A 25668-nucleotide genomic window follows, 5' to 3' on the forward strand; every position below is an offset into this window, starting at 1 on the left:
GTCCGAGCGCCACAGGCATGCCCGCCGTTCCGGTCGTCCGGCGCGGCGGGCATACCGTTTCGCTGCCGGCACACCGACTCTGTACCGAAGGGCTGCCACCATGGCCCCCGTGAACGATCCCAGCCGCACTGCGGCGGACAACCAGGCAGCCGTCGCGATGCGGGAGCTGCTGGACCTGCTGGCTCGGGGCGCGCCCGCCGAACGCTTCGCTCAGCCCGCCGCCGACGCGCGGCGCACAGGGGCTTCCGAGGCCGATCAGGCCCTGGTGGACGACGCCACCCGGGTGGCTCTGGAGATCCGCCGCACTCTTGCCCAGCACCGGCGGCGCGAAGCGGAACTCACCGCCCTCTTCGACACGGCCGGTGACCTCGCCGCCCTGCGCGACCTCGACGCGGTCCTGCGGGCCATCGTGCGTCGCGCCAGAATGCTCCTGGGCACGGACGTCGCCTACCTCACGCTGAACGATCCCGGGGCGGGGGACACCTTCATGCGGGTCACGGACGGCTCCGTCTCAGCCGCATTCCAGCAGCTGCGCCTGGGCATGGGTGAGGGGCTGGGCGGCTTGGTCGCCCAGACGGCCCGCCCTTACGCCAGCTCCGACTACCGCACGGACGACCGCTTCAAGCACACGAGGACCATCGACCACGGCGTATATGAGGAAGGGCTGCGCGGCATCCTGGGCGTGCCCTTGCGGGTGGGGACCCGCGTGATCGGTGTCCTCTACGCCGCCGACCGCTCCACCCGCGATTTCGCACCGGACGCGGTCGCGCTGCTGTCCTCCATGGCCGATCACGCCGCCGTCGCCATCGACAGCGCTCGGCTGCTGGAGGAGACGCGCGCCGCGCTCGTCGACCTCAACGCGGCAAACGAGACCGCCCGAGCCCACGGCGAGGCCATGCGTCTCGGCGCCGAAACCCACGACCGCCTCACCGACCTGGTCCTGCGCGGGGGCGACGTCGGAGACGTCGCTCGGGAGGTCGCCGCCCTGTTGCACGGGGGCCTCGTGGTCCATGACGCCGAGGGCACCGAGCTCGCCCGGGTCGCCACCGACCCGATCGGCCCGCCGATCCAAGGTGTCGCCGCTTCCCGCTCCGGCGGCCGAGCCGTCCCCGTGGACGGCGTCTGGGTCTGTGCGGTCCTTGCGGGACCCGAACTCCTCGGCAGCATCTCCCTCACCGGACGAGCCGACCTGACGGACACCGACCGGCGGCTCTTCGAACGAGCCGGCCTCGTCACCGCACTCCTGCTGCTGCTGCGCCGGACCATCGCACACGCCGAGGAACAGGTCCGCGGCGAACTGCTCAGTGACCTGCTGACCGCCGAACCCACCGGTCACACCCGCGACATGGGCAGTTAGACGATCCGGGCCCGCAAACTCGGCGTCAACCTCGCCCGCCCACACACCATCGTCGTCCTGCACTGCGACGACGCGCTCCGGCCCCGGCTGACAGCGGAAACAGCCCGCCAGGCGCGGGCCTTGGACGGCTTGGCGAGCCTGCATCAAGGGGATGTCGTGCTCCTGGTACCGACCGATCAGCCCGGTGCCCTCGCCCGGTCCCTGGCATCGGAGCTGGGCCAGGCCCTGGGCAGCCCGGTCACCGCGGGAGCCGCCGGCCCGGCCACACATCCGGGCCGGCTCCCGGCCGTGTACGCCGAGGCGCTTCGCTGTCTCGAAGCCCTGCACGCGCTCGGCCACACCGGTCACGGCGCCGGCCTCCCCGACCTGGGGTTCCTCGGTGTGCTCCTGGGGGACCGGACCGACGTGGCCGGGTACGTCCACAGCATCCTGGGCCCCGTCATCGACTACGACACACATCGCGGCACGGAACTCGTCCGCACCCTGGATGCCTACTACGCCCAGGGAGCCAGCCTCTCCAAGGCCAAGAACGCCCTGCACGTCCACGTCAACACCGTCGTGCAACGCCTGGATCGCATCAGACAACTCCTCGGCGAGGACTGGAACACCCCCGCCCGAGCCCTGGAGATCCAACTTGCCCTACGGCTGCACCTCTTGACCGGCCCATCCCTCCCGTCACTTCCCGGTCTGTAGCGGGCGCCCTCGTCAGTCACGTCGCAGATCCGGTAAGAGGCAATTCATGCTGAAGGGACAGCACGCGCGGAATGCGGGCCCGCACACAAGCCCTGGCCGACGGAGTCAGGGAAGATCCGGTGCACCTTCTCGTACAAGAGCCTGGCGAAAGCGGGCTGAACCCTGGTGGATCTGCCGACGCCCATGGGGCGCAAAAGCGAGCCACCTGAACGAGGATCGCGTTCGGCGGTCGGGGTCATAGCCCAGTTGAGTGCACTTTCCGGGTAATGCGTGTCGCAATAGACCGATTGTCATACCTATGTGCATTGAACGAGCGCGGTTCGTCCATCACCCCACGCAGCCCACCCAGGCGCTGCGGCCGTGTTCGCGTGGAGAAGCTTCATGCGCTCTATACGTGTCCTCACGGGCCTCGCCTTCGCCGGTGCTGCCCTGACCCTGTCCGTGCCTGCCGCGCAGGCCGCTCCGGACCCCGATTCGGAGATCTGTGAGCAGGCTCAGGTGGCTGCCGATGAGGCGCAGAAGGAGTACGACAACCTCAAGATGATGACCGGGGTGTCGAAGGAGAAGCTGGACGACGCCGAGAACGAGGTCAATCTGACGGCCTCCGAGGCCCAGCGGGTCTGCGGTGACAGCGTCGCCGACAAGGTCACCGGACCGGTTCACACCGGCCTCGGCGGCGGGTCGGACAGCGACAGCGCCACGCTGGCCGGAGGTGTCGCTGTGCTCGTCGTCGGTGTCGCCGGTGGCGCGGTGATGCTGCGTCGGCGTGACGCCGCCGGGCAGCGCTGACAGCCGACATCACGCGTGCGCTCCCTGTCGCCCGGCCCCTCCTTGCGGGCCGGTGGCGGGGAGCGTTCGTACCCGGATCTTCTCCCGGAAAGGCCCGTGTCCCCTGTGAGGCCAACCTCGGCCGTCTATCGCTGGCGTCGCGCGGGACTCGCGCTGATGGCCGCCGCGCTGACCCTGGGCGGGTTCATGATTTCCAGCAGCGACGAGGACGCGAAGGACCCCCCGAGGCCGGCCGCCGCCGACGCCTTCAACGGTCCCGCCGACACCGCCGGTACGGCCTCATCGCTGCGGGCGCTGCCACTCTCGCCGCCGAAGCGGATCCAGATTCCCTCGATCGGCGTGGACGCACCCCTGATCGGGCTCAACGCGGACAAGGACGGCACGCTGGAGCCACCGCCGGGGGACAAGAAGAACCTGGCCGGATGGTTCCGCAACGGCATCCCGCCCGGCAGTACCGGCACCGCCGTCATCGCCGGGCACGTCGACACTCGCGAAGGGCCGGCCATTTTCTACAACCTCGGCTCGCTGCACAAGGACAACACCGTCAAGATCACCCGCGCCGACGGCTACATCGCCACCTTCGTCGTCGACGCGGTCGAGGAGTACGAGAAGGACGACTTCCCCAGCGATAAGGTCTACGGTCACGCCACGCGCCCGGAGCTTCGGCTCATCACGTGCAGCGGCAGCTATTCGGAGAAGAACGGCTACTCCGCGAACGCCGTCGCCTACGCGCACCTCGACAAGGTTTCCCCCGCGTCGGCAGAGTAGTTGGGTCCCGGACGAGCACGTCAGACCGTGTGCCTCGCGGCCAACTCCACGAACCCCGCCCATGCGGCGGGAGTTACGGTCAGGACCGGGCCGGCATGGGTCTTCGAGTCCCGGATGTGCACGGCGTCGGTAGAGGCGGCGATCTCAACACATTGGCCGCCTTCCCCGCTGCTGTAGCTGCTTTTGAACCAAGCCGGAACGGTCGGCTCGGTGAGTGCGACGTTCATTTCTCTCCCAGCAGTTTCTCGACGAAGGCCAATGATTCCCGTGGAGTGAGAGCCTGGGCTCGGAGGATGCCGTACTGCTCCTCCATCTCGCGGACCGTTGCCCGTTCCGTGTACAGGCGGCTGTTCCGCTGCACCTCGACGTAGGCAATCCTGCGCGCATCGCGCGTCTCGATCAAGGTGAACGGTCCGGCCAGTCCGCCGTGTTCATCGCGCTGCGTGGGCATGACCTGGATTTCGACATTGCGCCGATGCCCGTGCAGCAGTAGCTGCTCCAGCTGGCCCTGCATCACCGTCGCCCCGCCGATGGGCCGCCGCAGAATGGCCTCTTCGATCACCGAGCTGATCGTCGACAGGGGCTTGCGGGAGAAGATGTCCTGGCGTGCCAGGCGTGCCGCAACTCGTTGAGCGATGGTGTCCTCGTCCAGGAGAGGGCGCCGCATCGAGAACACCGCCCGTGCGTAGTCCTCTGTCTGCCAAAGACCATTGATCAGATGCGTGTCGTACGCATGCAGCTCAACCGCCTCCGCCTCCAGCCGTGCCATGTCCCGGAAGAACGCCGGGTATCGCGCCCGCCCGACCTCCTCCTTCAGCGCCTTCAGCAGGCCCCCGGCGTTCAGCACCTCGTCGGCCCGGTCGATGAAACGCGGTGGCGGGATGCGGCGGCCCTGCTCGAACGACGCGATCGACTGGCCCGCGTACCCGGTGCGCTTCCCGAACTCCGGTCGTTCCAGGCCCGCCCTGATCCTGAGCAGCTTCAGCTGCCTCCCGAACGCGGCCATCACGCCCGAGCCCGGCTCGTCCTCCGGTGCCGGTCCGGCGTCGTCCCGTACGGCAACCGGCTCCGTCGGCCGCATCGGTTCCGAAGTCTCCATCGACCCCACCCGTCTCCCTGGTCCCGCTTCATGCCTCGTACACAGCGCGCGCCGGTGCGTACAGCTCGTACACCGCAGCGCGTCACCACTGGTCACGCTACGCCACCGGGCGGAAGTGTGGGGGGCATGAACAGTGAGACCGTTCCACCCGCCCGTATCAGCCAAAACACCGGCCCCGGGCGCCACTTCGCCATGCGGTTCAGCTCGACTCCGCGCGGCGCGCGGCTTGCTCGGCGGCTTGCCGGGCAGCGGTTCGACACGTGGGGGATTCCGTACGACAGCGAACCGCACGACGTGCTCACGCTGATCGTCGCCGAGCTCGCCGCCAACGCGGTTCAGCACGGCCGGGTGCCCGGACGCGACTTCCGTCTCGCGCTCACCCTCGTGGCCACGGCAGGGGCGGGAGAGTCGGCGGAGGGGTCGGCGCGGGAGTCGGTCCTGTGCGTCGAACTCACCGACAGCCGCGCCGAACGCGTCCCGGTTCTCGCGCCGCCCGGCGGGGACGGCGAGTCGGGTCGGGGGCTGCTGCTGGTCGCGCATCTCGCTGCCCGCTGGGGCTGGCATCCTCGGGGCGATGCGCCCGGGAAGACCGTCTGGGCGGAGTGCGACCTGCGTCCGGCGCTCTGAGGCGCGGGGGTACCCGGCCGGGTCCGTCGCGCGGTGGCCCCGTGGCCGACCGAGCGGGCGGTGCTCGGCCCGCGCCCGGATGGTGCTGCGTGGGCGGTGCGACCATCCGCACGGGAGGACACCGGTTGCCAGTGTGGGACGGGCCCGGCCGGTACGTGCACCAGAGTGCCGGGCCCCTCTAAAGCGCGGCCAAATCCGGCCACGGGCATGAAAATCTCATGCCGCGGGGCTCTGTCGTTCATGTCCAGGTCGTGCCCGGATCCCTGTTGGCGTGCCCCCTCTCCGTGGCACCGTCACGGTAACGACGGGGAGGGACCGAAATGGGGTTTATGGAGATCGGGTTGCTGGGGCCACTTGTGGTCACGGTCCGGGGCACGTCCGTGGTACCCAGCGCTTCCAAGCCGAGGCAGTTGCTCGCCCTGCTGGCCACCAACCCGGGGCGTGAACTGGGGATGGTGGCGATCTCGGACGAGCTGTGGGAGGACTGCCCGCCCGGTGGTCCCACCGCGGTCGTCCAGACGTACGTCAAGCAACTGCGTCGCAATATCGCCGCCGCGCTGGACCCTGCCGAGGGCAGTGACGCGAAGGAGATCCTGAGCCGGGGGTACACCGGTTACCGGCTGAACATGCCCGTGGCCGGGGTGGACGCCCACGAATTCGAGGCGGTCTCCCGGCAGGGGAGGCAGGCCCTCGCGACGGGGGACTCCGTCGAGGCGTCCCGGCTGCTGTCGGCGGCGCTGTCGGGGTGGCGCGGGCCCGCGTTCGACGATGTGCACACCGGGCCCGCGCTGCGGGCCGAGGCGCTGCGGCTGGAGGAGGTGCGGCTCGCGGTCCTCGAAGCCCGGATCACGGCCGACCTCAACCTGGGCCGGCACGCTGCCCTCGTCAGCGAACTCACCGCGCTGGCCAGCCTCTTGCCGTTGCAGGAGAACCTGCACGCACAACTGATGCTGGCCCTGCACCGCTGCGGACGGTCCTCGCACGCGCTCGAAGTCTTCCGCCGACTGCGTGGGTCCTGCGTGCAGGAACTCGGCATAGAGCCCTCGCGACGGTTGCAGGAGCTGCACCGGTCCGTCCTCGCGTGCGACCCGGTACTGGACTCGCCGGTGCCCAGTTTGGCCGCCTTTTAGCGGCCCACCGCACTCTGACTCCGTGTCGGCCGGGCCCTGCCCCAAAAACCGCGGGACGCGGGCTCCCACCGGAACGCGGGCGGCTTCCCCCGAGCCGCCCGCGTTCCGGTCCGGGCCGTGTGCCGTCCGCCCGGTCGGTACCGAGGACCGCGCGCCGCGGCGGAGCCCGGCCGGCACAACCGGATCCGGACGAGCCCGAGGCGGAGCACTATGACGCGTTACCTGTCCCCGAAGAGCACGGACGACACGGCAGGGTCCCGGCTGCGGATGTTCTGCTTCCCCTACGCGGGCGGCGGCGCCTCCGCGTACGGGCGTTGGCAGCGCGGACTCGATCTGCACGGGGCGCGGGCCGAGGTGTTGCCCGTTCAACTGCCGGGCCGAGAGGGCCGGATGGGCGAACCGCGGTTCACGGATCTCGGCTCGCTGGTGGACGACCTGGACGCGCAGCTCGACCAGGAGCTCGATCGGCCGCACGTCCTGTACGGACACAGCATGGGGGCCCTCATCGCGTACAGCCTGGTGCTGCGGCGGCAGGCGCGCGGCGCCCCGCTGCCCAAGGCGCTGGTGCTCAGTGCCTATCGCGCGCCGCACCTGCCCGCCCCGAACATCGCCGACCCGGACGCGAGCGACGAGGAGTTGCTGGAGAGCCTGGCGTCCCTCGGCGGGATACCGCGTGTCCTGCTCAAGCACCCCGAATTCCTCTCCGCGTTGCTGCCCGTCGCGCGGGACGACCTGCTGATGTGCGCCGCCGACGAAACGAACGCCGGCGGTGAGCCCGTACGCGTACCGCTGCATCTGTTCGCGGGGCGCCGCGACCGGCTCGTCACGGTGCCCGAGGTGGTCGCCTGGCGGCGGCACGCGGGGCGTGGCTGTGAGGTGCGGACCATGCCCGGCGGGCACTTCTTCATCCGTGCGCACGAAGAGGCCTTCCTGTCTGAACTCGCCTCCCTGCTGCGCCGGTACACCCCGATGCCCGCACTCGCGGGCGCCATGTCCGCCTGAAGAACGTCCGCCTGAAGGAGAACCGATGACAACAACCGAGTCATTCACCCGGCGGGTGCTGGACAGTGCGGAGAAGAAGGGCGACGCGGAGGCGTTCGTCTTCCTGCAGGACGACGGCGCCGCGCTCACCCCCGAGCGGCTGTCCTACACCGGCCTCGACGCCCACGCCAAGGACCTCGCTTCCTGGCTCCAGGACCGCGGGCTGAGGGGGCGTCAGGTGTTGCTGCTCTACCCCTCGGGGCTGTCCTTCGTCTCGGCCTTCGTCGGCTGCCTGTACGCGGGCGCGGTCGCCGTGCCCGGCCCGCTGCCCTCCGACCGTGACCGGCATTTCGCCCGGCTGTCGCGGATCGTGGGCGACGCCCGGGTGGGCGCCGTCCTCACCACCGCCGAGCACGCCCCCGCCGTCCAGGCCTGGTTGACCGCCGCCGGACTGTCCGACGTGGTGTGCCTGGCCACCGACAGCGGGCCGGTGGGGGACGCGTCGAGCTGGCGCGATCCCGGCACCGACGTCGACGACCTGGCGTTCCTGCAGTACACCTCCGGGTCGACCAGCGAACCCAAGGGGGTGATGGTGTCCCACGGGAACCTGATGGCCAACGAGGCTGCCATCCAACGGGCGTTGGGCTCCACCCAGGACTCCTGCCTCGGCAGCTGGCTGCCGATGTACCACGACATGGGCCTCATCGGCCATGTGCTGCACCCGCTGTGGCTGGGCGGGCGGGCCGCGCTGATGGCCCCCGAGTCGTTCCTGCGGCGCCCGGTCCAGTGGCTGCGGATGATCGGCGACCACGGGGTCACCCACGGTGGCGGGCCCAACTTCGCGTACGACATGTGTGTCCGACGGGTCCGCGACGCGGAGCTGGCCGGGCTCGACCTCTCCGGCTGGCAGCAGGCGTGCAACGGCGCGGAGCCGATCCGGGCCGAGACGGTCGCCGCGTTCACCGAACGCTTCGCGCCGGTCGGATTCCGGCCGGAGACCTTCTTCCCCTGCTACGGGATGGCGGAGACGACCCTGCTGGTGTCGGGCACCCCGCTCGGCCGCGAACCCGTGCGGTGCACGGTCGACACGGCGGCGCTGGAGGACGGCCGGCTGACGGAACCGGCCGACGAGCGGACCGGCCGGACGCTGGTGAGCAGCGGGGTGGTGCGGGCCGAGGACTTCGACGTACGCATCGTCCATCCGCTGAGCCGGCGCGTCATGGGCGAGCACCGGGTCGGCGAGATCTGGGTGCGCGGGCCCAGCGTGTCCCGCGGGTACTGGGAGCGGCCGGTGGAGACCGAGGAGACCTTCCAGGCGCGGACGGCCGAGGAGGAGGCCGCAGGGGAAGGCGGAGAGGGCCATTGGCTGCGGACCGGTGACCTGGGCGCGCTCGGCGACGGGCAGCTCTATGTGACGGGCAGGCTCAAGGAGATGGTGCTGGTCAACGGCCGCAACATCTATCCGCACGATGTGGAGGCGGCGGTCCGCAAGATCGATCCGGCGCTGGGCACCGGGGCCGCCTTCGCGGTCGCGCCGCCCGGTGACGGCCGTGACCGGCTGGTCGTCGTGCTGGAGCTCAGGGGCCGGACCGAGGACCTCGACCACCAGGGTCTGGTGGAGCGGGTTCAGGCCGCGATCCGCGACGAGTTCGAGGTTCCGGCGGGCAATGTGCTGCTGGTGAGCCCCGGGACCGTACGGCGCACGACGAGCGGGAAGATCCAGCGGATGCTGATGCGCAAGCTGTTCCTGGCCGGGTCCCTCGACCCGGTGCGCTCGGTGGTGGAGCCATCCGTCGCCGCGCTGACCGGGCGCGAGGCCGAACTGCAGCCCGTTTCCTGAACGCGGCGCCAGTGAAAAGGCGGTGGCGCCCCGGAAGCTCCGGAGCGCCACCGCCTTTGCGTCGATCGGGCGGTGGGGCTATTTGGTCAGCAGCCACCAGACGCGGTCGTACGAGAGGATGTGGAAGACCACCAGCACGATCAGTGCCCATTTCGCGGTCTTGCGGATCCCCAGGTCGTACAGCGCCCAGACAGCCCCGAAGAACACGGCCAGTTCCAGCAGGAGCCGCAGCGGCCCCGGGGTCTCGACATCGGTCTCACCGGAGCGCGACTCGTCACCGGACACCGCGAAAGTGCCCCAGGCCCAGCCGATCGCGACCGGCAGCGCCACCACCGTGATCCAGCGCCAGGGGTTCGGTGTCCTGCGCCAGGCCCAGAGCCCGAAGCAGCCCAGGGCGGCCAGCTCGAACAGGAAACGCAGAATGAGCATGGCCGGGTTGTAGGCAAGGGCGATGGTGTTCAGCTCTGTGGGATTCAACTCTGCTCCTCGGACGTGGTCTTGAGCGCCACCAGCCAGTCGTGGAGCACCTTTTCGAGTTTGTCGCTGCCGAAGTAGAGCGAGATCAGCGGGCCGCCGATGGACTCCTCGCTGTGCACCTCGGTCCCACCGTCGGCCGTAGGGGCGAGACGGAAGCGGTGGACCGCCCTCGTGCCGGCCAGCAGACCGGTCCAGCACAGCTCGCGTTCCGGTGCCACCACCGCCAGCGTCGATCTGATGGACATGCCGTTGAGCTTCCAGCGGAAGGGCTCGTCGGGCACACAGCCGCCGGGGCCGAGGCGTACGGACGTCACTCCGGGCACCCACGCGGGCCAGTCGGCCAGCCCGCTGAGCAATTGCCACACCCTGGCCGGCGGGGCCGAGACGTGGACCTGGCAGGACGCGAGGACCGGCGCCCGGTCGTCGATGATGCCGCCCTTCGCGTACCGCTCCTGAAGAGTGGCCAGGGACGGGCCGGTGTACAACGCCCGGCCCAGTAACGAGCCTGCTGTTCCTGCCATGTGCGCACCTCGGTAACTGTGGACAAAGGGATGAGGGCAAGGGGAGGGGAAGGCGGGCGGGCGCCGTTCTTCAGGACATCACTGGGCCCGCTCGTACGTGGTGTCGGCGGCGGTGTGCGCAGTGCGATCCCGCACACTCTGCCCAGGGACGTCCCCGGCCAGTCCCGCAGGCCCCGCCGGTTTTGGCCGTGCGCCCGGCAGCAGCAGCGCGGTCAGTACGGCGCCCGCCGCGACGATCGAGGCCGCGACGGTGAGCCCGGACCCGGCCGCTGCGTCGAACGCGGCGCGGGCGGCATCCGTCGCGGGCGGCCCCGGCCGGGCGTCGGCGCCGGCCGTGTAACCCCGGGCCACAACCGTGCCGACCACGGCCACCCCCAGCGCGTTGCCCAGCTCCTGCATCGTGTCGTTGAGCGCGGCGGCGTTGCCCGAGCGCTCCGGCGGCACCAGCCCCATCACGGTGTCCGTCGCCGGTGTGAGGGCCAGCCCGACACCGATGCCGATCAGGACCAGCCCGGTCAGCACCGCGGGGTAGCCGCCGGGCAGCCGGCCGAGCGCGAGGATGCCGACGGCGGCGCAGGCCAGCCCGCTCGTCACCCCGCCCCGCGCACCGGTCCGCCGGGCGAGACCCGGCGCGAGCGCCGAGCCGATCCCTACCGCCAACGCCAGCGGCGCCACGGCCAGTCCGGCGCGCAGCGCGCTGTAGCCGAAGGCGAACTGGAGCTGCTGGGTCAGCACGAACAGGGTGCCGGCCAGCCCGAGGAAGAGCAGCATGTTCCCCGCGCTCGCCCCGAGGAACGCGGGCTTGCGCAGCAGCACGAAGTCGACCATCGGGCTCGGGTGCCGCTGCTCCCAGACGGCGAACGCGCACCCCGCGGCGGCGGACGCCGAGAAGGCTCCCAGGACCGGCGCCGAGGCCCACCCCTCGTCGGCGGCGTGGATCGCGCCGTACACCAGGGCGACCATCGCCGAGGATCCCAGCACCGCACCGACCGGGTCGGCCGGGCGCGGCACCTGGGCGGCGGACTCCGGCAGCAGCAGGGCGCCGGCGACCAGCACCAGCAGTACGGGCAGCAGGTTCACCAGGAACACCGAGCCCCACCAGAAGTTGCTGACCAGCGCCCCGCCGACGATCGGACCCGCGGCCACCCCGAGGGCGGAGGCGCTGCCCCAGACGGCGATGGCCCGCTGCCGTTCCTCCGGGGGGAAGACCTCGACCAGGATCGACAGCGTGCCCGGCATGACGAACGCCGCGGCGACGCCCATGACGCCCCGGGCCGCGATGAGTTGGCCCGCGCCGTCGGCGGACAGCGCGACCAGGGAGCCGACCCCGAACAGGGCCGTGCCGAGCAGCGTGGCCCGCTTGCGCCCGTACCGGTCGGAGAGGGTGCCCGCGGTGAGCAGACAGGCGGCGAAGACCAGTGCGTAGCCGTCGACGATCCACTGCGTCAGGGCGATCCCGGTGTCGAGGTCCCGCATCATCCCGGGCAGCGCGACATTGAGCAGTCCGTTGTTGAGGATGATCACGAAGAGCGCGAGGGACAGGATCCCCAGCACCCACCAGCGTCGCGGATCCGCGACTCCGGAGGCCTTCGGTGCCTGTGCCGGCTGCATCGAGGTCCTTCCGTCGCTCCTTCGGTCCGGCGATCGCGACAGCCGGCGGGCACGCGTACGTGCGTGTCTCTTCCCGGGATCCTCGCGCGGGGCGCTGAAGCGCCGCTTGTGCAGGGCGCCGCGAAGGCGCCCGGCCGGGGTCTTTAGCCGGGCCAAAGCCGCCACCCGGAGCATTCCGGCAGGCGCATCCCGGGTGCGGTCAGCTGCTCGTACCGGCGGATGGTGTCACCGACGATGGGAGGAACATGCGCTGGGAAGGCGTTCATATAGCGGGCACGGGAGTCTGGTTGCCCGGAGCGGTCACCGCCCGGTCCGCCGTGGAATCGGGCCGGTACGACCCGGAGCAGTCCGCCGCGGACGACCTGATCTCGGTCCGGGTGGCGGACGAGGACATGGCACCGCCGGACATGGCCGTACAGGCTGCCACCACCGCACTCAAGAGGTCCGGCCTCGACGCCGAGGACGTGGAGCTGCTGGTGCACACCAGCATCTGGTTCCAGGGCGTCGAGATGTGGCCTGCCGCGTCGTACGTGGCCGGGCACGCCCTGGGCAGGCACGTCCCCGCGATCGGGCTCCGCCAGGAGTGCAACGCGGGCCTCTCCGCACTCGAACTGGCCGCGGGCAAAATACAGTCGGGGCCGCCCACGGCCGCCGCGATGGTCACCACCGCGGACCGCTTCGGCGAGCCCCTCATCCAACGGTGGAGCAGCGAACCCGGCTTCGTGTACGGCGACGGCGCGACCGCGCTGATGCTGTCGCGGCGCCCCGGCTTCGCCCGGCTGCTGTCCACGGCCAGCGGCGCGGACAACTCGCTGGAGGCCGTGGTCAGGGGAGCCGGATTCATCCCCGTACCGACCAACGCGCCGCTGGATCTGTCCGGTCGCGTCGAGCACTACATCAGGACCACCGGAAGCTTCCGGACGGCCACCGAACGGGTGACCCGCATTGTGCGCCAGGTGGTCGCCACCGCCCTCGCCGACGCCGGTACCGACCTGGAGGGCATCGCTCGGGTCGTGGTGCCCTCCAGCGGGCGCAGCCGGATGGACTGGCAGGTGGAGGCCCTGCTCGGGGTGCCCCTCGCGAAGTCCGGCTGGGAGTTCGCACGCCGGGTCGGACACCTGGGCGCCGGCGACCAGTTCGCCGGGCTCAACCACCTGGTGGAGAGCGGCGAACTGCGCGTCGGCGACAAGGTGTTGCTGGTCGGCGGCGGTTCCGGATTCAGCTGCACCTGTGCGGTCCTGGAGATGACCGGGGAGCCGCACTGGCCCTCGGAGGATGGCACCGAACGCCCGGAGGCATCGTGACGACCTACGTACCGACCGTCACTCCGGCCGCCGCGCCCGCACCGGCCGCGGGGCGGCGGGCGTCCGTGACACCGGCGCCCGCGCCCGCACCCGCTTCGACCTTCGTGTCGAGCGACGTCGAGAACGCCGCCGAGGTCTTCCTCGGCCGGGCGGTCGCCGCGACCCCCGGAGCGCCCGCGGTGCGCGACCGCGGCGGTGTCTGGAGCTACGCCGAACTGGACGCCGCGGCAAGGGGGTTCGCGGAGCGCCTCGACGAGTTCGGGGTGCTCCCGGGTGACCGGGTGCTCGCCCGCGTCGGCAGCATCCGCGAGTTCACCGCCATGCTCTACGGCAGCTGGCGGCACGGAGCCGTCTTCGTACCGATCAGCCCGGCCATGCGGACCTTCCACCTGCGTCCGGTGCTCGCCGACTCCGCGCCCGCCCTCATCGTGGCGTCGGCGGACGAGCGCACCGGCGCGGACGGGCTGGCCTGGCCCGCCGACACCCGGGTCGTGGTTGTCGACGAGATCGACTTCACCCCGGCGGACCTGGCCCGGCGCCCGGCCAGACCGGTGCCCGCCGACCGGCTCGCCCTGCTGATCTACACCTCGGGCAGTACCGCGGCGCCCAAGGCCGTGGCCTGCCCGCACGCACCCGTCGCCTTCGCCGCCCGCGCGATCGCCGCCCGGCTGGCGTACCGGCAGGACGACGTCGTCCTCACCGCCGTGCCGCTGTCCTTCGACTACGGGCTCTACCAGGCACTTCTCTGCGCGCTCGCCGGAGCGGAACTGCTGCTCTCCGAAGGCGGGGACAGCCACGCCAGGCTGCTCGGCTACGCCCGCGACAACGGCGCCACGGTGGTGCCGCTCGTCCCGTCACTCGGAGAACTCCTGGTCCGGCTGACCGCCCGCGACAGCCGGCCGACCTCCGTGCGGCTGTTCACCAACACCGGGGCCGCGCTCAACGCCCCGCTCATCGCCTCCCTGCGGGAGCGGTTCCCCGGGGCCCAGGTGGTCCCGATGTTCGGCACCACCGAGTGCAAGCGCATGACCATCCTCGAAGCCGACGGCGACCTCGCCAAGCCCGGCTCGTGCGGCCCCGCGCTGCCCGGGACCGAAGTGCTCGTCCTGGACGACGAAGGGCGGCCCGTGCCGACCGGGGAAACGGGCGAGATCGCGGTCCGCGGGCCGCACATCATGGCCGGCTACTGGCGGGCCCCGGAGCCCACGGCGCTGCGCTTTCGCACCGGCGCCGACGGCACGGTCACCCTGCACACCGGCGACTACGGCCGGCTCGACCAGGACGGCCACCTCTACTTCCAGGGGCGCCGCGACGATCTCTTCAAGCGACGCGGGCTGCGGATGAGCGCCATCGAGATCGAGGCCGCGACCCTCGATGTCGACGGGGTGCGCGAGGCCTCCCTGCTGGTCCCCGAGGACGGCCGGGACATGGTCCTCTTCGTGGTCGGCGACCTGTCGGCCGGGCAGGCCCTCGACCGGCTGGCCCAGCGGCTGGAACCGGCGAAGCTGCCGGACACCTGCCATGTGCTGCCCGCCCTGCCACTGACCCCCAACGGCAAGACCGACCGCAAGCGCCTCAAGGCGATCCTGAAGGAGGTCGACAGTGACAAGCTCGACGGTCGGTGAGGAATTCGAGGCCGACCTGGTCACCCGGTACGGCAGTCCGCTGTACGTCTACGACCTCGACCGGCTGCGCGCCGCGCACCGGGACCTGCGGGAGGCACTGCCCGAGCCGTCCCGGATCTACTACTCGCTCAAGGCCAATCCGCACCCCGGGCTCGTCGGCGCGCTCCGGGAGGCCGGCGCCCGCGCCGAGATCACCTCCCGCGGCGAGCTGGCGTCGGCCCTGGAAGCGGGCTGCCCGGCCGGGGAACTGCTCTACTCGGGCCCCGGCAAGACCCCGGGCGAGCTCGACGAGGCCGTACTCGCCGGGGTCCGGTCGTTCTCCGTGGAGTCGTTCGGCGACCTGGAGCGCATCGGGGCCGCCGCGAACGCCCGCGGCGCTGTCGCCGACTGCGCGCTGCGGATCAACGCGGCGGGGGCGCCGGGCAGCGCCGGGCTGCGCATGACCGGCAGCGCCTCGCAGTTCGGCTTCGATCTGGACGTCCTGCTGGACGCGCCCGAGCAGTTGCTGGTGGCGGGCACCCGGATCGTGGGCCTGCACTTCTTCCCGCTGACCAACGCCACGGACGAGGAAGGGCTGTGCGCCGAGCTCGTCCAGAGCATCCGTACCGCGGCGGAACTGCGCGAGACCCTGGGCATCGAGCTGCGCCTGGTCGACCTCGGCGGCGGCTTCGCCGCGCCCTACGCCGTACCCGGCGACCGGCCGCGCTATCCGGGGCTGCGCGCCTCGGTGTCAAAGGCGCTGGACGAGTCGCTGCCCGGCTGGCGCGACGGCGCACCCGTCGTCGCGTTCGAGTCGGGCCGCTATCTGGTCGGCGACAGTGGCAGGCTGCTGTGCACGGTCACCGACATCAAGGAGAGCCGGGGTACCTCCTACGCGGTCCTCGACTCCGGCATCAACCACCTCGGCGGGCTCGCCGGCCTCGGCAGGCTGCTGCCGATGAGCGCCAAGCCCCTCAGGGAGCAGCCGCTCGACGGGGTTGTGGCCACCGGTGCCCCGGGTCCGGAGGGCGCCGAACGCGTCACCCTGGCCGGCCCGTTGTGCACCCCCGCCGATGTGCTCGGCCGGGCGGTGCCGCTGCCGGGGCTGAGCCCGGGGACCGTACTGGCCTTCCCCAATGTGGGGGCGTACGGACTGACGGCGAGCCTGCTCGGCTTCCTCGGCCACCCGGCTCCGGCCGAGGTCGTGGTGGACGGCGGCGAGGTCGTCTCCGTCACCCGGCTCGCCCTGCAACGCCACCAGGTCACCGGGCCGGGCCCGCGGGCCACCCAACACACCGCTGTCAAGGAGCTGACATGAGCGACCAGTGGGACGAGTCGTACGCGGCGCTGCTGCGCGACACCCTGCCGCGCCTGGCCCAACAGGGCGAACTGCCCCCCGACACCAGCCTCAAGGCGGCCGGTCTCGACTCGCTGACCATGGTCGAGGTGCTGATCAGGGTCGAGGGCGAGTACGGGATCAGCATTCCCGACGACGAGCTCGTGCCGGGCGTCTTCGACACACCGGCCGCGCTGTGGGGTGTGGTGGCCCGCCTGCGCGGGGTACAGCACGCCGCCGGCCGGTAGGCACGCGGCGGGGTCGACAGGACACGCGGGAACCGACGGGACCGGGGCCGTGAACGCGATGACGCGTTCACGGCCCCGGTCCCGTCCGCCGTCCCGTCCGCCGTCCCGTACCGCCGGGTCGGTTCGCGCCGTACCCACCCCCGCCCGTCGCCGCAAGCAGCGCGCAACCCGGGCTTCAGCGCACTGCACCAGCATCGGGATCGAGACAGTACTTCCGTCACTTTTTCGGCCTCCGGGAGTGGATGTGCAGGACGACCGGGCGCAAGCCTTCAGGACCATGCTCACCGAAATCATCGTCGTCGTGCGGCCGGAGACCGCAATGCTGCAGGTCACCGATCAGTCGTCACTGACCGTCGACCTGGCGATGGACTCCCTGCAGCTCGCCGAATTCTTCGAGCGCGTCAGGGAATCCATCGGCGAGTTCGACGTCGGCATCTGGATGGCCGGCGCGATCCGGCCCCGGGGCGACACCGTGGGCGGTCTGGTCCAGCACCTGCTGACGGTGATCCCCGAAGCGCCGGACGTGCCCCTCCCCGCCGTCGCGGTCTCCGGGAGCATGCGATGACCACGCTCGCCCAGCCGCCCGTGCAGGCGGCGCGCACCGACTATGTGGCACTGGCGGCCGAGCTGGCGAAGACCTTCGCCGAGCGCGCCGCCGCGCACGACAAGGACGGGACCTTCCCGCACCGCAACATCGCGGACCTGGTCGACTCCGGGTACATGGCTATGACCGTCCCCGCCGAGTACGGCGGCGGGGGAGCGAGCCTCGAAGAGCTGTGCCGGTCCCAGGAGACGCTGGCCGCGGGCTGTGCCAACACCGCCTTCGCCGTCAATATGCATGTGCACGGGATCGCGATGATCGCGGGCATCGGCGGGGCGGCGGCGGAGCTGGGCTACCGGGCCATCGTCGACGACGGCGCCGTGATCGCGGGCGGCTTCAGCGAGCCCGGCGTGGGCGGCAACTGGTGGCACCCGACGACCACCGCCGACCCGGTGGAAGGCGGTTACGTACTCAACGGCCGCAAGGGCTTCTTCACCGGCTTCCCCGCGGCGACCCTCCTCTTCCTGTCGGCGGCCCTCACCGACGACCGCGGTCTGCCGCAGCCGGTCGGCTTCCTCGTGCCCAAGCCCGACCACGGCGTCACCGTCACCTCCGAGTGGGACGCGGCCGGCCTGCGCGCCACGGGCAGCCACTCGCTGCTCATCGACAACCTCCGCGTCGACGCCGACCGCATGGTGGGTGAACCGGGCGCGCTCCCGCTGATGTTCATGCAGGGCGTCCACTGGGCGTGGTGCAGCTTCGCCTCCGTCTTCCTCGGCATCGCCAGGGGCGCACTCGATCTGGTCGTACGGATCCAGCGCGAGCGCACCCTGCACGTACTGGACCGCACGGTCGCCCATCTGCCCGGTGTGCAGTTCCGGGTCGCGGAGATGGCGACCCGGCTGGCCGCGGCCGACGCGCATCTGTACGCGGCCGTACGGTCCGACCACGCGGCGGCGTCCGGCAGCGACCCGCTCGGCCACTACATCGACATGAGCGTGATGAAGAACAGCGTGTGCCGGCTGGCCCACGAGGTGGTCACCCTCGCGATGCAGGTCCAGGGCGGCTCCGGGCTGCTGTCCGACCACCCGCTCCAGCGCGCGTACCGCGATGTCGTGGCGGGGCTGCTCGTACCGCCCAACTCCGATGTCACCGCCGAATGGTCGGGCAAGCACGCGCTCGGCGTCCCGGTCTTCGCCGAGCCTCGATGGGAGGGCTGAACACCATGGCCACAGCAGTCACACCGGACGTCGCCGCAGTCACACCGGACACAGCCACCGTCACACCCGCCGCAGCCCCGACCCGGGCCGAGGAGTGGTCCAGGCTCCGCAGCACCGCGGAGGAACTCGCCGGGCGGTTCGCCGAGCGGGCCCAGAAGCGCTACGACAGCGGCGGCTTCGTCGGCGACAACATCCAGGACCTGATCGACGCGGGCATCACCGCGGTGAACGTCCCGCGCGACCTCGGCGGGTTCGAGGCGACGCTGGAGGAGAACACCAGGCTGCTGCGGATCATCGCCAAGGGCTGTGGTTCCACGGCCTTCACCCTGGCGATCCACGCGGTGCTCACCGGATCGATGCGCAGCGACCTGAGCGCGGCCGTCCGCGAGCGGATGTTCACCGCGGTACGCGACGGCGCCTTCATCGTCGGCCCGTTCACCGACGAGGGGTCCGGCGGCAACTGGGTCATGCCGTCGACCGTCGCCCGGCGCACACCCGACGGCTTCGTCCTGGACGGGCTCAAGCACTTCGCCACCGGCTTCGACGCGGCCACCCATCTGGTGATCACCGCGGGGCTCGACGACGACCACCTGGAGCCGCCGTTCAATCTCGCGGCCTTCTTCGTCGAGAAGCCCGAGCACGGCATCGAAATCACCTCACGGTGGAGCGGGTTCGCCCTGCCGATGACCGGCTCGCACTCGCTTGCGCTGAACTCCCTGCGGGTCGACGCCGACGACTCGGTCTTCCCCGACGGGCTCACCCCGCTGTTCGTGATGGCCCGTCAGCAGTGGGGCCACTACTGCTTCGCGGCCGTCTTCCTCGGCCTCGCCGAGTCCGCCTACGAGCTCGCCGTGGCACGCACCCGGGGCCGGTCCACGACCGCGGTCGCCGACCTCGCCCGGCTGCCCGGCATCCAGTTCGCGGTGGCCAGGATGCGCTCCTCGCTGGCCACGATGGACGCGCTGCTCACCGAGTACGCGACCCGCCATCTGGACCCGGGCGACGACCTGCCGGCCTTTGTCGCCGACACCTGCATACCGAAGTACTACATCACCAACGAGGCCGAGCAGGTCGTGGCGACCGCGTTCGAGGTCATCGGCGGCTCCGGCATCCGCGAGGGATCGCGCATCGGTCAGATCTGGCGGGACATCAAGGCGGGCCCGCTGCTGCCCTTCACCAACGACATGGCCCGCGAGTTCATCGGCAAGGCCGCGCTCGGCATCAGCCCGGTCGAGACCCCCAGGTGGGTCTGATGGCCACCGAGGTGAGCCGGTCGGGCACCGGAGCGGTCGACCCCGGGCGGGTGCGGATCGACAACGAGTACTACGAAGAGGTCGGGGACGGCTGGTGGGACCCCGAGGGCCCGCTTCGCGCCCTGCACGAGATGAACCCGGCCCGCACCGGCTACTTCGACCGGGTCCTGCGCCGCCGCCTCCCGGGGCAGCGCCCCCAGGACATCCGGATCATCGACCTCGGCTGCGGCGGCGGCCTGGTCGCCGAGGAGCTCGCCTCCCGCGGCTACGCGGTGACCGGCATCGACCTGTCGCCCGGCACCGTCGAAGCCGCCAGGCGCCATGCCGCCGCCACCGGAGTCCAGGTGGAGTACCGGGTCGGTTCCGCGTACGGGACCGGGCTGCCGGACGGCTGCGCCGACGCCGTCGTCGCCTCCGACGTGCTGGAGCACTTCCACGACCTGCCCGCCGCGCTCGCCGAGATCGGCCGGCTGCTCCGGCCCGGCGGCGTCCTGCTCTTCGACACGGTCAACCGGACGGTGCGCAGCTACCTGCTGCTGATCCTGGTGGCCGAGAAGCTGCTGGGAGTCATCCAGCCGGGCACCCACGACTGGCGGATGTTCATCCGCCCGGCCGAGCTCGCCCGGCTGCTCCCGCGCCACGGGCTGCGGCCCGCCGGGATCCACGGTCTGGGGCCCGCCCGCTCCCTCCCGAAAGTGCTGCCCGGTCTGCTGCGGCGGCGCTCGCTCGGTGCGTTCGCCCTCAGCGACGACACCTCGGCCAGCTACATCGGCCACGCCATCAAGCCCGGCCCGGCCGCCCGCTGAACGCGGCGGCGCCACACTCACCCACCGTGAAGGACGCCATGGTTGCCATACGCTCCGCCAGCACCAGCGGTCTAGAGGTCCGGGCCGAACCGGACGCCGTACGCGGCCTGTTGCTCGACATCGTCGGTACCGGGCTGCTGATGCCCGGCGTCGAGACCCTCACCGCCGAGGGCGACGACGTCTACCACTATGTGCTCGCCACCATCTCCAACGGCGCCGTGAGCCACACCCCCGACCACCGCTCCCGGTTCGACACGAGTGACCCCGCGCGGATCGGCTGGGAGCCCGTGGGCAGCCACAACTTCCGCTCCTGGGGCGAGTTCCGCACCACGGAGGGCAGCACACCGGGCACCACCTACGTGGAGATCGACACCCGCTCGGAGGCCGATGTGAACATCGCGCCGGTGGTCGTACCGCTCGTCGAGCCCTTCGCCCGGCAGCAGAGCGACCAGGTCACCGAGGGCTTCGTACAGGCCATCAAGGAGCGCGCCGAGGCCCTGGTCACGGCCGGGGGAGTACCGGCATGAGCGGCGGAACGGCCCCGGAGCGCGGGGCCGCCCGGGTGCTGGCACTGCGCACCACGGCGCCGGACAACATCGTTCCCCAGCAGAGCGCCTTCGACGAGTACTACCGGGAGATGTTCCGGGACGTCCCGCAGGCCGCCGAGATCTTCCAGGGCTCAGGTGTGAGCACCCGCCACATGGCGTGGGACCCGCGCACCGCGTACGCCGACGGATTTCCGCTCATCAAGCCGCGCATGCAGGCCTGGCAGGAGCACTTCCTCGCCATGAGCCGGCGCAACGTCGCCGATGTGCTCGACGCCACCGGCACCCGCGAGGACAGCGACCGGATCGGGTCCTTCGTCCTGGCCAGCTGCACCGGATACTCGGGCCCCACCCCCGACATCCTGCTGGCCGAGGAGTTCGGGCTGCGCAAGGACCTGCGGCGGACCTTCATCGGGCACATGGGCTGCAACGCCGCGTTCAACGTGCTCAAGACCGGCATCGACGCGGTCGCGGCCCGCCCCCACGAGCTGGTCCTGGCCGGGTCCGCCGAGGTGTGCTCCGTCCATCTGCGACCCGAGTACACCAAGGAACAGGCCGTGGTGAACGCCCTGTTCGGCGACGCCGGGGCGATGCTGCTGCTCGGCGCCGACGACGGCGGCCCCGGCCCGGTGATCCTCGGCACCCACACCGAGACGCACCCCGACACCTCGCACGCCATGAGCTGGCACATCGAGGACACCGCGTTCCGGATGGCCCTCTCGCCGTATGTGCCCTTCTACCTGGCCGAGGCCATCGGGCCGTTCGTCAAGGAGCTGCTGTCGTCCTACGGCATGGAGGCGGGCGACATCGAGCACTGGGGGATCCACCCCGGCGGCCCGAAGATCATCGACTTCGTGGGGGAGAAGCTGTCGCTCTCGCCCGAGCAGCTGGCGCCGTCCCGCGCGATCCTCGCCGAATACGGCAACTGCTCGTCCAGCACCATCCTGCTCATCCTCGAACGGATCCTGCGCGACAGCCGCCCGCAGCCGGGCGAGCACGCCGTGATCATGGCCTTCGGCCCCGGCCTGACCATGGAATCCGCGCTCGTCCGCTTCTGACCGGCCGCTCCCGGCCCGCCTTTGACCCCGATGGGACTGCATGCCATGACCAGCGCGCTGACGCCCCGATGGACCACCCCCGACCTGCACCACGCGATCAAGGACCACTACGACGGCCTGATCGAGCTGTACGAGGACCTGTGGGGCGAGCACATCCACCACGGCTACTGGGCCGAGGGCGAGCCCGACCCGGGACGCCACGCCGCCCAGGTGCGGCTCGTCGACGAGCTCATCGCCTTCGGCCCGGTGCCCGAGGGGACGCGGGTGCTCGACGCCGGCTGCGGGATCGGCGCCTCCGCCGTCTATCTCGCCGAGCGTCTCGGCTGCCGGGTCGACGGCATCACTCTCAGCGCCGAACAGGTCGGCCGCGCGGAGACCAAGGCCTCCGAGGCGGGCGTGAGCGACCGCACCGGCTTCCGGCTCCTCGACGCGATGCACACGGACTACCCGGACGCCACCTTCGACGTGGTGTGGGCGCTGGAGAGCTGCGAACTCATGCCGGACAAGAAGGCGTTCCTGGCCGAGTGCCACCGGGTGCTCAAGCCGGGCGGCACCCTGCTCGTCGCCACCTGGTGCGCCCGCGACGACCGGCTGGCGCCCGACGAGGCACGGCTCCTCGACCGTATCTACCGCGACTTCGTCGTCTCCCACGTGCTGCCGCTGGACCACTACCAGGCGATCGCCGAAGAGCTGGGCTTCGCGGAGATCCGTACCGTCGACTGGTCGGAGCGGGTGTCGGACACCTGGAAGCTCTCCACCGACATCGTCAAGCCCGTCGTCCGTGACCCCTCCATGATCTGGAAAATGATCCGGGCCAAGGGGATGGACATCTTCCGCTTCCTCAACTCCGTGCCGCTGATGAAGCAGGCGTACGAGCGCGACGTGATGCGCTACGGAGTCCTGCGCGCCACCCGCCCGCTCTGACACCTCCCGCCGCCCCGATCCGCACCCAGACCTGGAGAACGCGATGACCACAACGGCCGCGCCGACCGCCTCGATCGAGTCCCTGGTCGCGGACCTGCTCACGCAGCCGTGGCTGATCGATCTGTTCACCGAACTGTCCGAGCGTCAGGCCGGCTCGACGGCCGCCACCTCCAGGCTGCGCGAGGTCGACGCGTCCAACCACGTCTTTTGGCCCTTCCACGCACCGCAGTTCCCGATGGTGGTGACCGAGGCGCACGGCAGCCGCATCACCGATGTGGACGGCAACACCTACGTCGACTGCCACCTCGGTTTCGGGGCGCAGGCGCTGCACGGGCACAGCCCGGAGAAGGTCGTCGCGTTCGTACGCGACCAGCTGGGCAGCACCTCGGGCAACGGCTACTGCCATCCCATCGAGGCGCAACTCGTCGACCTGCTCAAGCAGTTCGTGCCGCACTGCGAGAAGTTCGCGTTCCTCAACTCCGGTACGGACGCCACCGCGGCGGCGATCAGGCTGGCCCGCGCGCACACCGGGCGCCGGATGGTCGCCAAGTTCGAGGGGTCGCTGCACGGGGTGCACGACCTGGGCATGCACAACACCGCCTTCTGGTACCACGGCCACCCCGCCACCCCCTTCCCCAGCAGCGCCGCCGACGGAGGCGTCGAGCGCACGCCCGCGCTGACCGGCGTTCCGGTCGCCGACCCGCGCGATCTGCTCGTCCTGCCCAACGACCCGGCCCGAGCGCTGGAGTTGATCGAGCGGCACAAGGACGAACTGGCCTGCGTCCTGGGCGAGGCCGTCTCCTCCTCCTTCCCGTACGTCGAACACACCGTGCCGCTCATCCGGGCCGCGTCCGAGAGCTGCAAGCGGCTGCGGATCCCCTTCATCCTGGACGAGGTCCTCACCGGCTTCCGCTACGGACCAGGCGGCGCGGCCGAACACTTCGGCATCCACGCCGACCTGTACTGCTTCGGCAAGGTCATCAGCGGCCTCGGCCTCCCGCTCTCCGCCGTGGGCGGCCGGGCGGCCCTGCTCGACCACGCACAGACCTCAGGGCTGCCGCTGACCGACATCGGCCGCAAGACCTGCGTCCAGACCACCCACGCGGGCAACCACCTGGCGCTCAGCGCCTCGTACGCGAGCCTGTCGCTGCTGCACGAGCAGCGGGACACGTACTACACCGAGACCCGCGCCAAGGTCGCCACGATCCAGCGGCGCCTGGCCGGATTCCGCGACAGCACCGGCATCCCGCTGCGGCTCGTCGGCTTCGGCGACTTCATCGGGTCGTTCGGCTTCCTGGAGAAGGAGAGCTACGGCGACTACCGGGAGTTCGCGGGATCGGTGAACCCGATCGCCTTCTTCCTGCTGACCCTCATGCTGCGCAAGCGCGGCTTCTACACCCTCAGCCTGCCCATGCTGTTCACCGGCGGCGCCCACAGCACCGAGGACCTGGACGCGCTGTACACGGCCGTCACCGAATCGGCCCTCGAACTCCAGCGCCACGACTTCCCGTTCATCCTGCCCGGGGCAGCCGCGCAGTGAGCGCCGGCCCCGTGCGCGCGGGCTCGCCACTCGCCACCCCCAGGCGCGGTTCGTCGGGCCCGCGGAGCGACGAGCGGGCGGACGCGGTCGTCGTCGGCGCGGGACTCGCCGGGCTCACCGCCGCCGTCCGGCTGGCCGGGGCCGTCGGGCCCGGCCGCAAGGTGCTGCTGCTCGAAGCGGGCTCGGAGGCGGGCGGCCGGGCCCGCACCACCGACCACGGCGGCTACCTCCTCGGGCTTGGCCCCCGCGCCCTGTACCGGACCACCGAACGGCAGCTGCGCGCCCTGGGCGTGCGCGTCCCCGGCCACGAGCCGGACGTCGCCGGGGCACTGGCCCTGCGCGACGGCGCGCTCCACCCCGGCTACGCCGCCGCCCTGCCGCTGCTGCGGACCGGGCTGCTGTCCGCACGCGAACGCGTCTCCGTCGGCCGACTGTTGGCCCTCTCCCGGCCCCGCGCCAGGATGGCCGGGACCGACGCGGCCCAGTGGCTCGGCGACCGGCTGCCCACCGAACGGGCCCGGCAGGCGGCCTTCGCGGTGCTGCGGATGAGCGCCTACGTGGGGCGCTCCGACATGATCGGCGCCGACGCGCTCGCCGGGCACTTCGCCGAGGTGCGCAAAGGCGTCCGGTACGTGGACGGCGGCTGGCGCAGCGTGGTCGACGCGCTGCTCGGCCGCGCCGCCGCGCTCGGCGTAGTCGTGCGCACCGGAGCCAGGGCCGCGTCCGTCGAGGGCGGGTCCACCCCGTACGTACGACTGGCGGACGGCCGGGGTATACGCGCCAGGGCCGTGGTCGTCGCCGGGCTGTCGCCCCGCGCGGCCGGAGCGCTCCTGGAGCGGCCCGGCCTGGCCGGCTCCGCGGGCCACCCGCTGCACACCGCCTGCCTGGACGTGGCCCTCAGCCGACTGCCCGACCCCCGGCGCGCACTGGTCTTCGGCGTCGACGAACCGCTCTACCTCTCCGCCTTCTCCACGACGGCCCGCCTCGCGCCGCCCGGCGGCGCGGTGCTGCACCTGGCCCGCTACGACGACGGGACCGGCCTCGGCGCCGAACAGGTGCGGGCGCGGCTGCACGCCATGCTCGACACCTGCCAGCCCGGCTGGCGCGAAGTCCTCGTCCATGAGCGCTTCCTGCCCCGCATCACCACCATGAGCGCGTTGCCCGAGGCCCGCCTCGGCGGGCTCACGGGCCGGCCGGGACCGCGCGCGCCCGGCCACCCCGGGGTGTTCCTCGCCGGTGACTGGGTGGGGCCCCACGGGCTGCTCGCGGACGCCGTCGTGCTCAGCGCCGTCCGAGCCGCCGAGGAGGCAGCCGTCCGCTTCTGACCACGGGCGGCTCCCGCGCCCCGTCTCCGACCATGCGGGCCCTCCCGGCCCACCTCGACCGAGCACCGCAC

24 protein-coding genes and 1 pseudogene are annotated in these 25668 nt (G+C 71.6%); 20 read left to right on the forward strand and 5 right to left on the reverse strand.

The genetic code is table 11. The features are described from left to right. Positions 1–100: 100 nt before the first annotated feature. From ACLLJJ_RS32260 to ACLLJJ_RS32270, 3 genes and pseudogenes are all read left to right on the forward strand, one after another. A pseudogene (locus ACLLJJ_RS32260) lies at positions 101–2050 on the forward strand (helix-turn-helix domain-containing protein). A 381-nt stretch (positions 2051–2431) separates the two neighbouring features. After that, positions 2432–2839: a hypothetical protein gene (locus tag ACLLJJ_RS32265; RefSeq protein WP_434597677.1), complete on the forward strand. Its 408-nt coding sequence runs from the start codon at positions 2432–2434 to the stop codon at positions 2837–2839. Positions 2840–2944: 105 nt separating this feature from the next. Continuing rightward, complete coding sequence (locus ACLLJJ_RS32270) at positions 2945–3607, forward strand: class F sortase (protein WP_434597680.1); 663 nt, start codon at positions 2945–2947, stop codon at positions 3605–3607. A 20-nt stretch (positions 3608–3627) separates the two neighbouring features. Here ACLLJJ_RS32270 and ACLLJJ_RS32275 read toward each other — a convergent pair whose 3' ends face one another. Then, positions 3628–3834 (reverse strand): DUF397 domain-containing protein, encoded by a 207-nt coding sequence (locus ACLLJJ_RS32275; RefSeq protein ID WP_434597681.1) that lies wholly within the window; start codon positions 3832–3834, stop codon positions 3628–3630. Beyond that, on the reverse strand, positions 3831–4688 hold the full coding sequence (locus tag ACLLJJ_RS32280) for a helix-turn-helix domain-containing protein (RefSeq protein WP_434600581.1): 858 nt from the start codon (positions 4686–4688) through the stop codon (positions 3831–3833). The genes ACLLJJ_RS32275 and ACLLJJ_RS32280 overlap by 4 nt, the downstream gene beginning before the upstream one ends. A gap of 144 nt (positions 4689–4832) precedes the next feature. Here ACLLJJ_RS32280 and ACLLJJ_RS32285 point away from each other — a divergent pair, with 144 nt between their 5' ends. From ACLLJJ_RS32285 to ACLLJJ_RS32300, 4 genes are all read left to right on the forward strand, one after another. Further along, the gene (locus ACLLJJ_RS32285; protein WP_434597683.1) at positions 4833–5333 is read left to right on the forward strand and encodes an ATP-binding protein; all 501 of its coding nucleotides are present in this window, start codon (positions 4833–4835) and stop codon (positions 5331–5333) included. Between the two features lie 320 nt (positions 5334–5653). After that, on the forward strand, positions 5654–6463 hold the full coding sequence (locus tag ACLLJJ_RS32290) for an AfsR/SARP family transcriptional regulator (protein WP_434597685.1): 810 nt from the start codon (positions 5654–5656) through the stop codon (positions 6461–6463). A gap of 210 nt (positions 6464–6673) precedes the next feature. Continuing rightward, positions 6674–7465 carry a thioesterase II family protein gene (locus ACLLJJ_RS32295; protein ID WP_434597687.1) on the forward strand — a complete coding sequence of 264 codons (792 nt, stop codon included), beginning with the start codon at positions 6674–6676 and terminating at the stop codon, positions 7463–7465. A gap of 25 nt (positions 7466–7490) precedes the next feature. After that, complete coding sequence (locus ACLLJJ_RS32300) at positions 7491–9284, forward strand: fatty acyl-AMP ligase (RefSeq protein ID WP_434597689.1); 1794 nt, start codon at positions 7491–7493, stop codon at positions 9282–9284. A 78-nt stretch (positions 9285–9362) separates the two neighbouring features. On the opposite strand, the gene ACLLJJ_RS32305 is transcribed toward ACLLJJ_RS32300, so the two are convergent. The 3 genes from ACLLJJ_RS32305 to ACLLJJ_RS32315 form a co-directional block, all read right to left on the reverse strand. Beyond that, positions 9363–9761 carry a YrdB family protein gene (locus tag ACLLJJ_RS32305; RefSeq protein ID WP_434597691.1) on the reverse strand — a complete coding sequence of 133 codons (399 nt, stop codon included), beginning with the start codon at positions 9759–9761 and terminating at the stop codon, positions 9363–9365. Beyond that, positions 9758–10282, reverse strand: coding sequence for an SRPBCC family protein (locus tag ACLLJJ_RS32310; protein ID WP_434597693.1), 525 nt, complete (start codon positions 10280–10282; stop codon positions 9758–9760). Before ACLLJJ_RS32310 ends, ACLLJJ_RS32305 begins: the two co-directional genes overlap by 4 nt. A gap of 78 nt (positions 10283–10360) precedes the next feature. Further along, positions 10361–11893, reverse strand: coding sequence for an MFS transporter (locus tag ACLLJJ_RS32315; protein WP_434597695.1), 1533 nt, complete (start codon positions 11891–11893; stop codon positions 10361–10363). Positions 11894–12138: 245 nt separating this feature from the next. Between ACLLJJ_RS32315 and ACLLJJ_RS32320 the strand changes: the two genes are divergently transcribed. The 13 genes from ACLLJJ_RS32320 (at position 12139) to ACLLJJ_RS32380 (ending at position 25597) form a co-directional block, all read left to right on the forward strand. Further along, positions 12139–13197 (forward strand): ketoacyl-ACP synthase III family protein, encoded by a 1059-nt coding sequence (locus tag ACLLJJ_RS32320; protein WP_434597698.1) that lies wholly within the window; start codon positions 12139–12141, stop codon positions 13195–13197. A 104-nt stretch (positions 13198–13301) separates the two neighbouring features. Then, the gene (locus ACLLJJ_RS32325) at positions 13302–14822 is read left to right on the forward strand and encodes a class I adenylate-forming enzyme family protein (protein WP_434600582.1); all 1521 of its coding nucleotides are present in this window, start codon (positions 13302–13304) and stop codon (positions 14820–14822) included. Continuing rightward, positions 14800–16119, forward strand: a complete 1320-nt coding sequence (locus ACLLJJ_RS32330) for a type III PLP-dependent enzyme (protein ID WP_434597700.1) — start codon at positions 14800–14802, stop codon at positions 16117–16119. The genes ACLLJJ_RS32325 and ACLLJJ_RS32330 overlap by 23 nt, the downstream gene beginning before the upstream one ends. After that, the gene (locus ACLLJJ_RS32335; RefSeq protein WP_434597702.1) at positions 16116–16385 is read left to right on the forward strand and encodes an acyl carrier protein; all 270 of its coding nucleotides are present in this window, start codon (positions 16116–16118) and stop codon (positions 16383–16385) included. Before ACLLJJ_RS32330 ends, ACLLJJ_RS32335 begins: the two co-directional genes overlap by 4 nt. Before the next feature lie 277 nt (positions 16386–16662). After that, the gene (locus ACLLJJ_RS32340) at positions 16663–16950 is read left to right on the forward strand and encodes a hypothetical protein (protein ID WP_434597704.1); all 288 of its coding nucleotides are present in this window, start codon (positions 16663–16665) and stop codon (positions 16948–16950) included. Further along, the gene (locus ACLLJJ_RS32345; protein WP_434597706.1) at positions 16947–18146 is read left to right on the forward strand and encodes an acyl-CoA dehydrogenase family protein; all 1200 of its coding nucleotides are present in this window, start codon (positions 16947–16949) and stop codon (positions 18144–18146) included. Before ACLLJJ_RS32340 ends, ACLLJJ_RS32345 begins: the two co-directional genes overlap by 4 nt. A gap of 5 nt (positions 18147–18151) precedes the next feature. After that, positions 18152–19399: an acyl-CoA dehydrogenase family protein gene (locus tag ACLLJJ_RS32350; RefSeq protein ID WP_434597708.1), complete on the forward strand. Its 1248-nt coding sequence runs from the start codon at positions 18152–18154 to the stop codon at positions 19397–19399. Further along, positions 19399–20205 carry a bifunctional 2-polyprenyl-6-hydroxyphenol methylase/3-demethylubiquinol 3-O-methyltransferase UbiG gene (gene ubiG, locus ACLLJJ_RS32355; RefSeq protein ID WP_434597710.1) on the forward strand — a complete coding sequence of 269 codons (807 nt, stop codon included), beginning with the start codon at positions 19399–19401 and terminating at the stop codon, positions 20203–20205. Before ACLLJJ_RS32350 ends, ubiG begins: the two co-directional genes overlap by 1 nt. A 38-nt stretch (positions 20206–20243) precedes the next feature. Further along, positions 20244–20732, forward strand: coding sequence for a hypothetical protein (locus ACLLJJ_RS32360; protein WP_434597713.1), 489 nt, complete (start codon positions 20244–20246; stop codon positions 20730–20732). Then, positions 20729–21808 (forward strand): type III polyketide synthase, encoded by a 1080-nt coding sequence (locus ACLLJJ_RS32365; protein WP_434597715.1) that lies wholly within the window; start codon positions 20729–20731, stop codon positions 21806–21808. Before ACLLJJ_RS32360 ends, ACLLJJ_RS32365 begins: the two co-directional genes overlap by 4 nt. A gap of 45 nt (positions 21809–21853) precedes the next feature. Next, positions 21854–22732 (forward strand): methyltransferase domain-containing protein, encoded by an 879-nt coding sequence (locus ACLLJJ_RS32370; RefSeq protein WP_434597717.1) that lies wholly within the window; start codon positions 21854–21856, stop codon positions 22730–22732. Between the two features lie 43 nt (positions 22733–22775). Then, the gene (locus ACLLJJ_RS32375) at positions 22776–24272 is read left to right on the forward strand and encodes an aminotransferase class III-fold pyridoxal phosphate-dependent enzyme (RefSeq protein ID WP_434597719.1); all 1497 of its coding nucleotides are present in this window, start codon (positions 22776–22778) and stop codon (positions 24270–24272) included. Then, complete coding sequence (locus ACLLJJ_RS32380; RefSeq protein ID WP_434597721.1) at positions 24269–25597, forward strand: phytoene desaturase family protein; 1329 nt, start codon at positions 24269–24271, stop codon at positions 25595–25597. Before ACLLJJ_RS32375 ends, ACLLJJ_RS32380 begins: the two co-directional genes overlap by 4 nt. Positions 25598–25668: the final 71 nt, after the last annotated feature.

Origin of the sequence: Streptomyces sp. A5-4 (assembly GCF_051131715.1) — a bacterium.
Classification (GTDB): domain Bacteria; phylum Actinomycetota; class Actinomycetes; order Streptomycetales; family Streptomycetaceae; genus Streptomyces.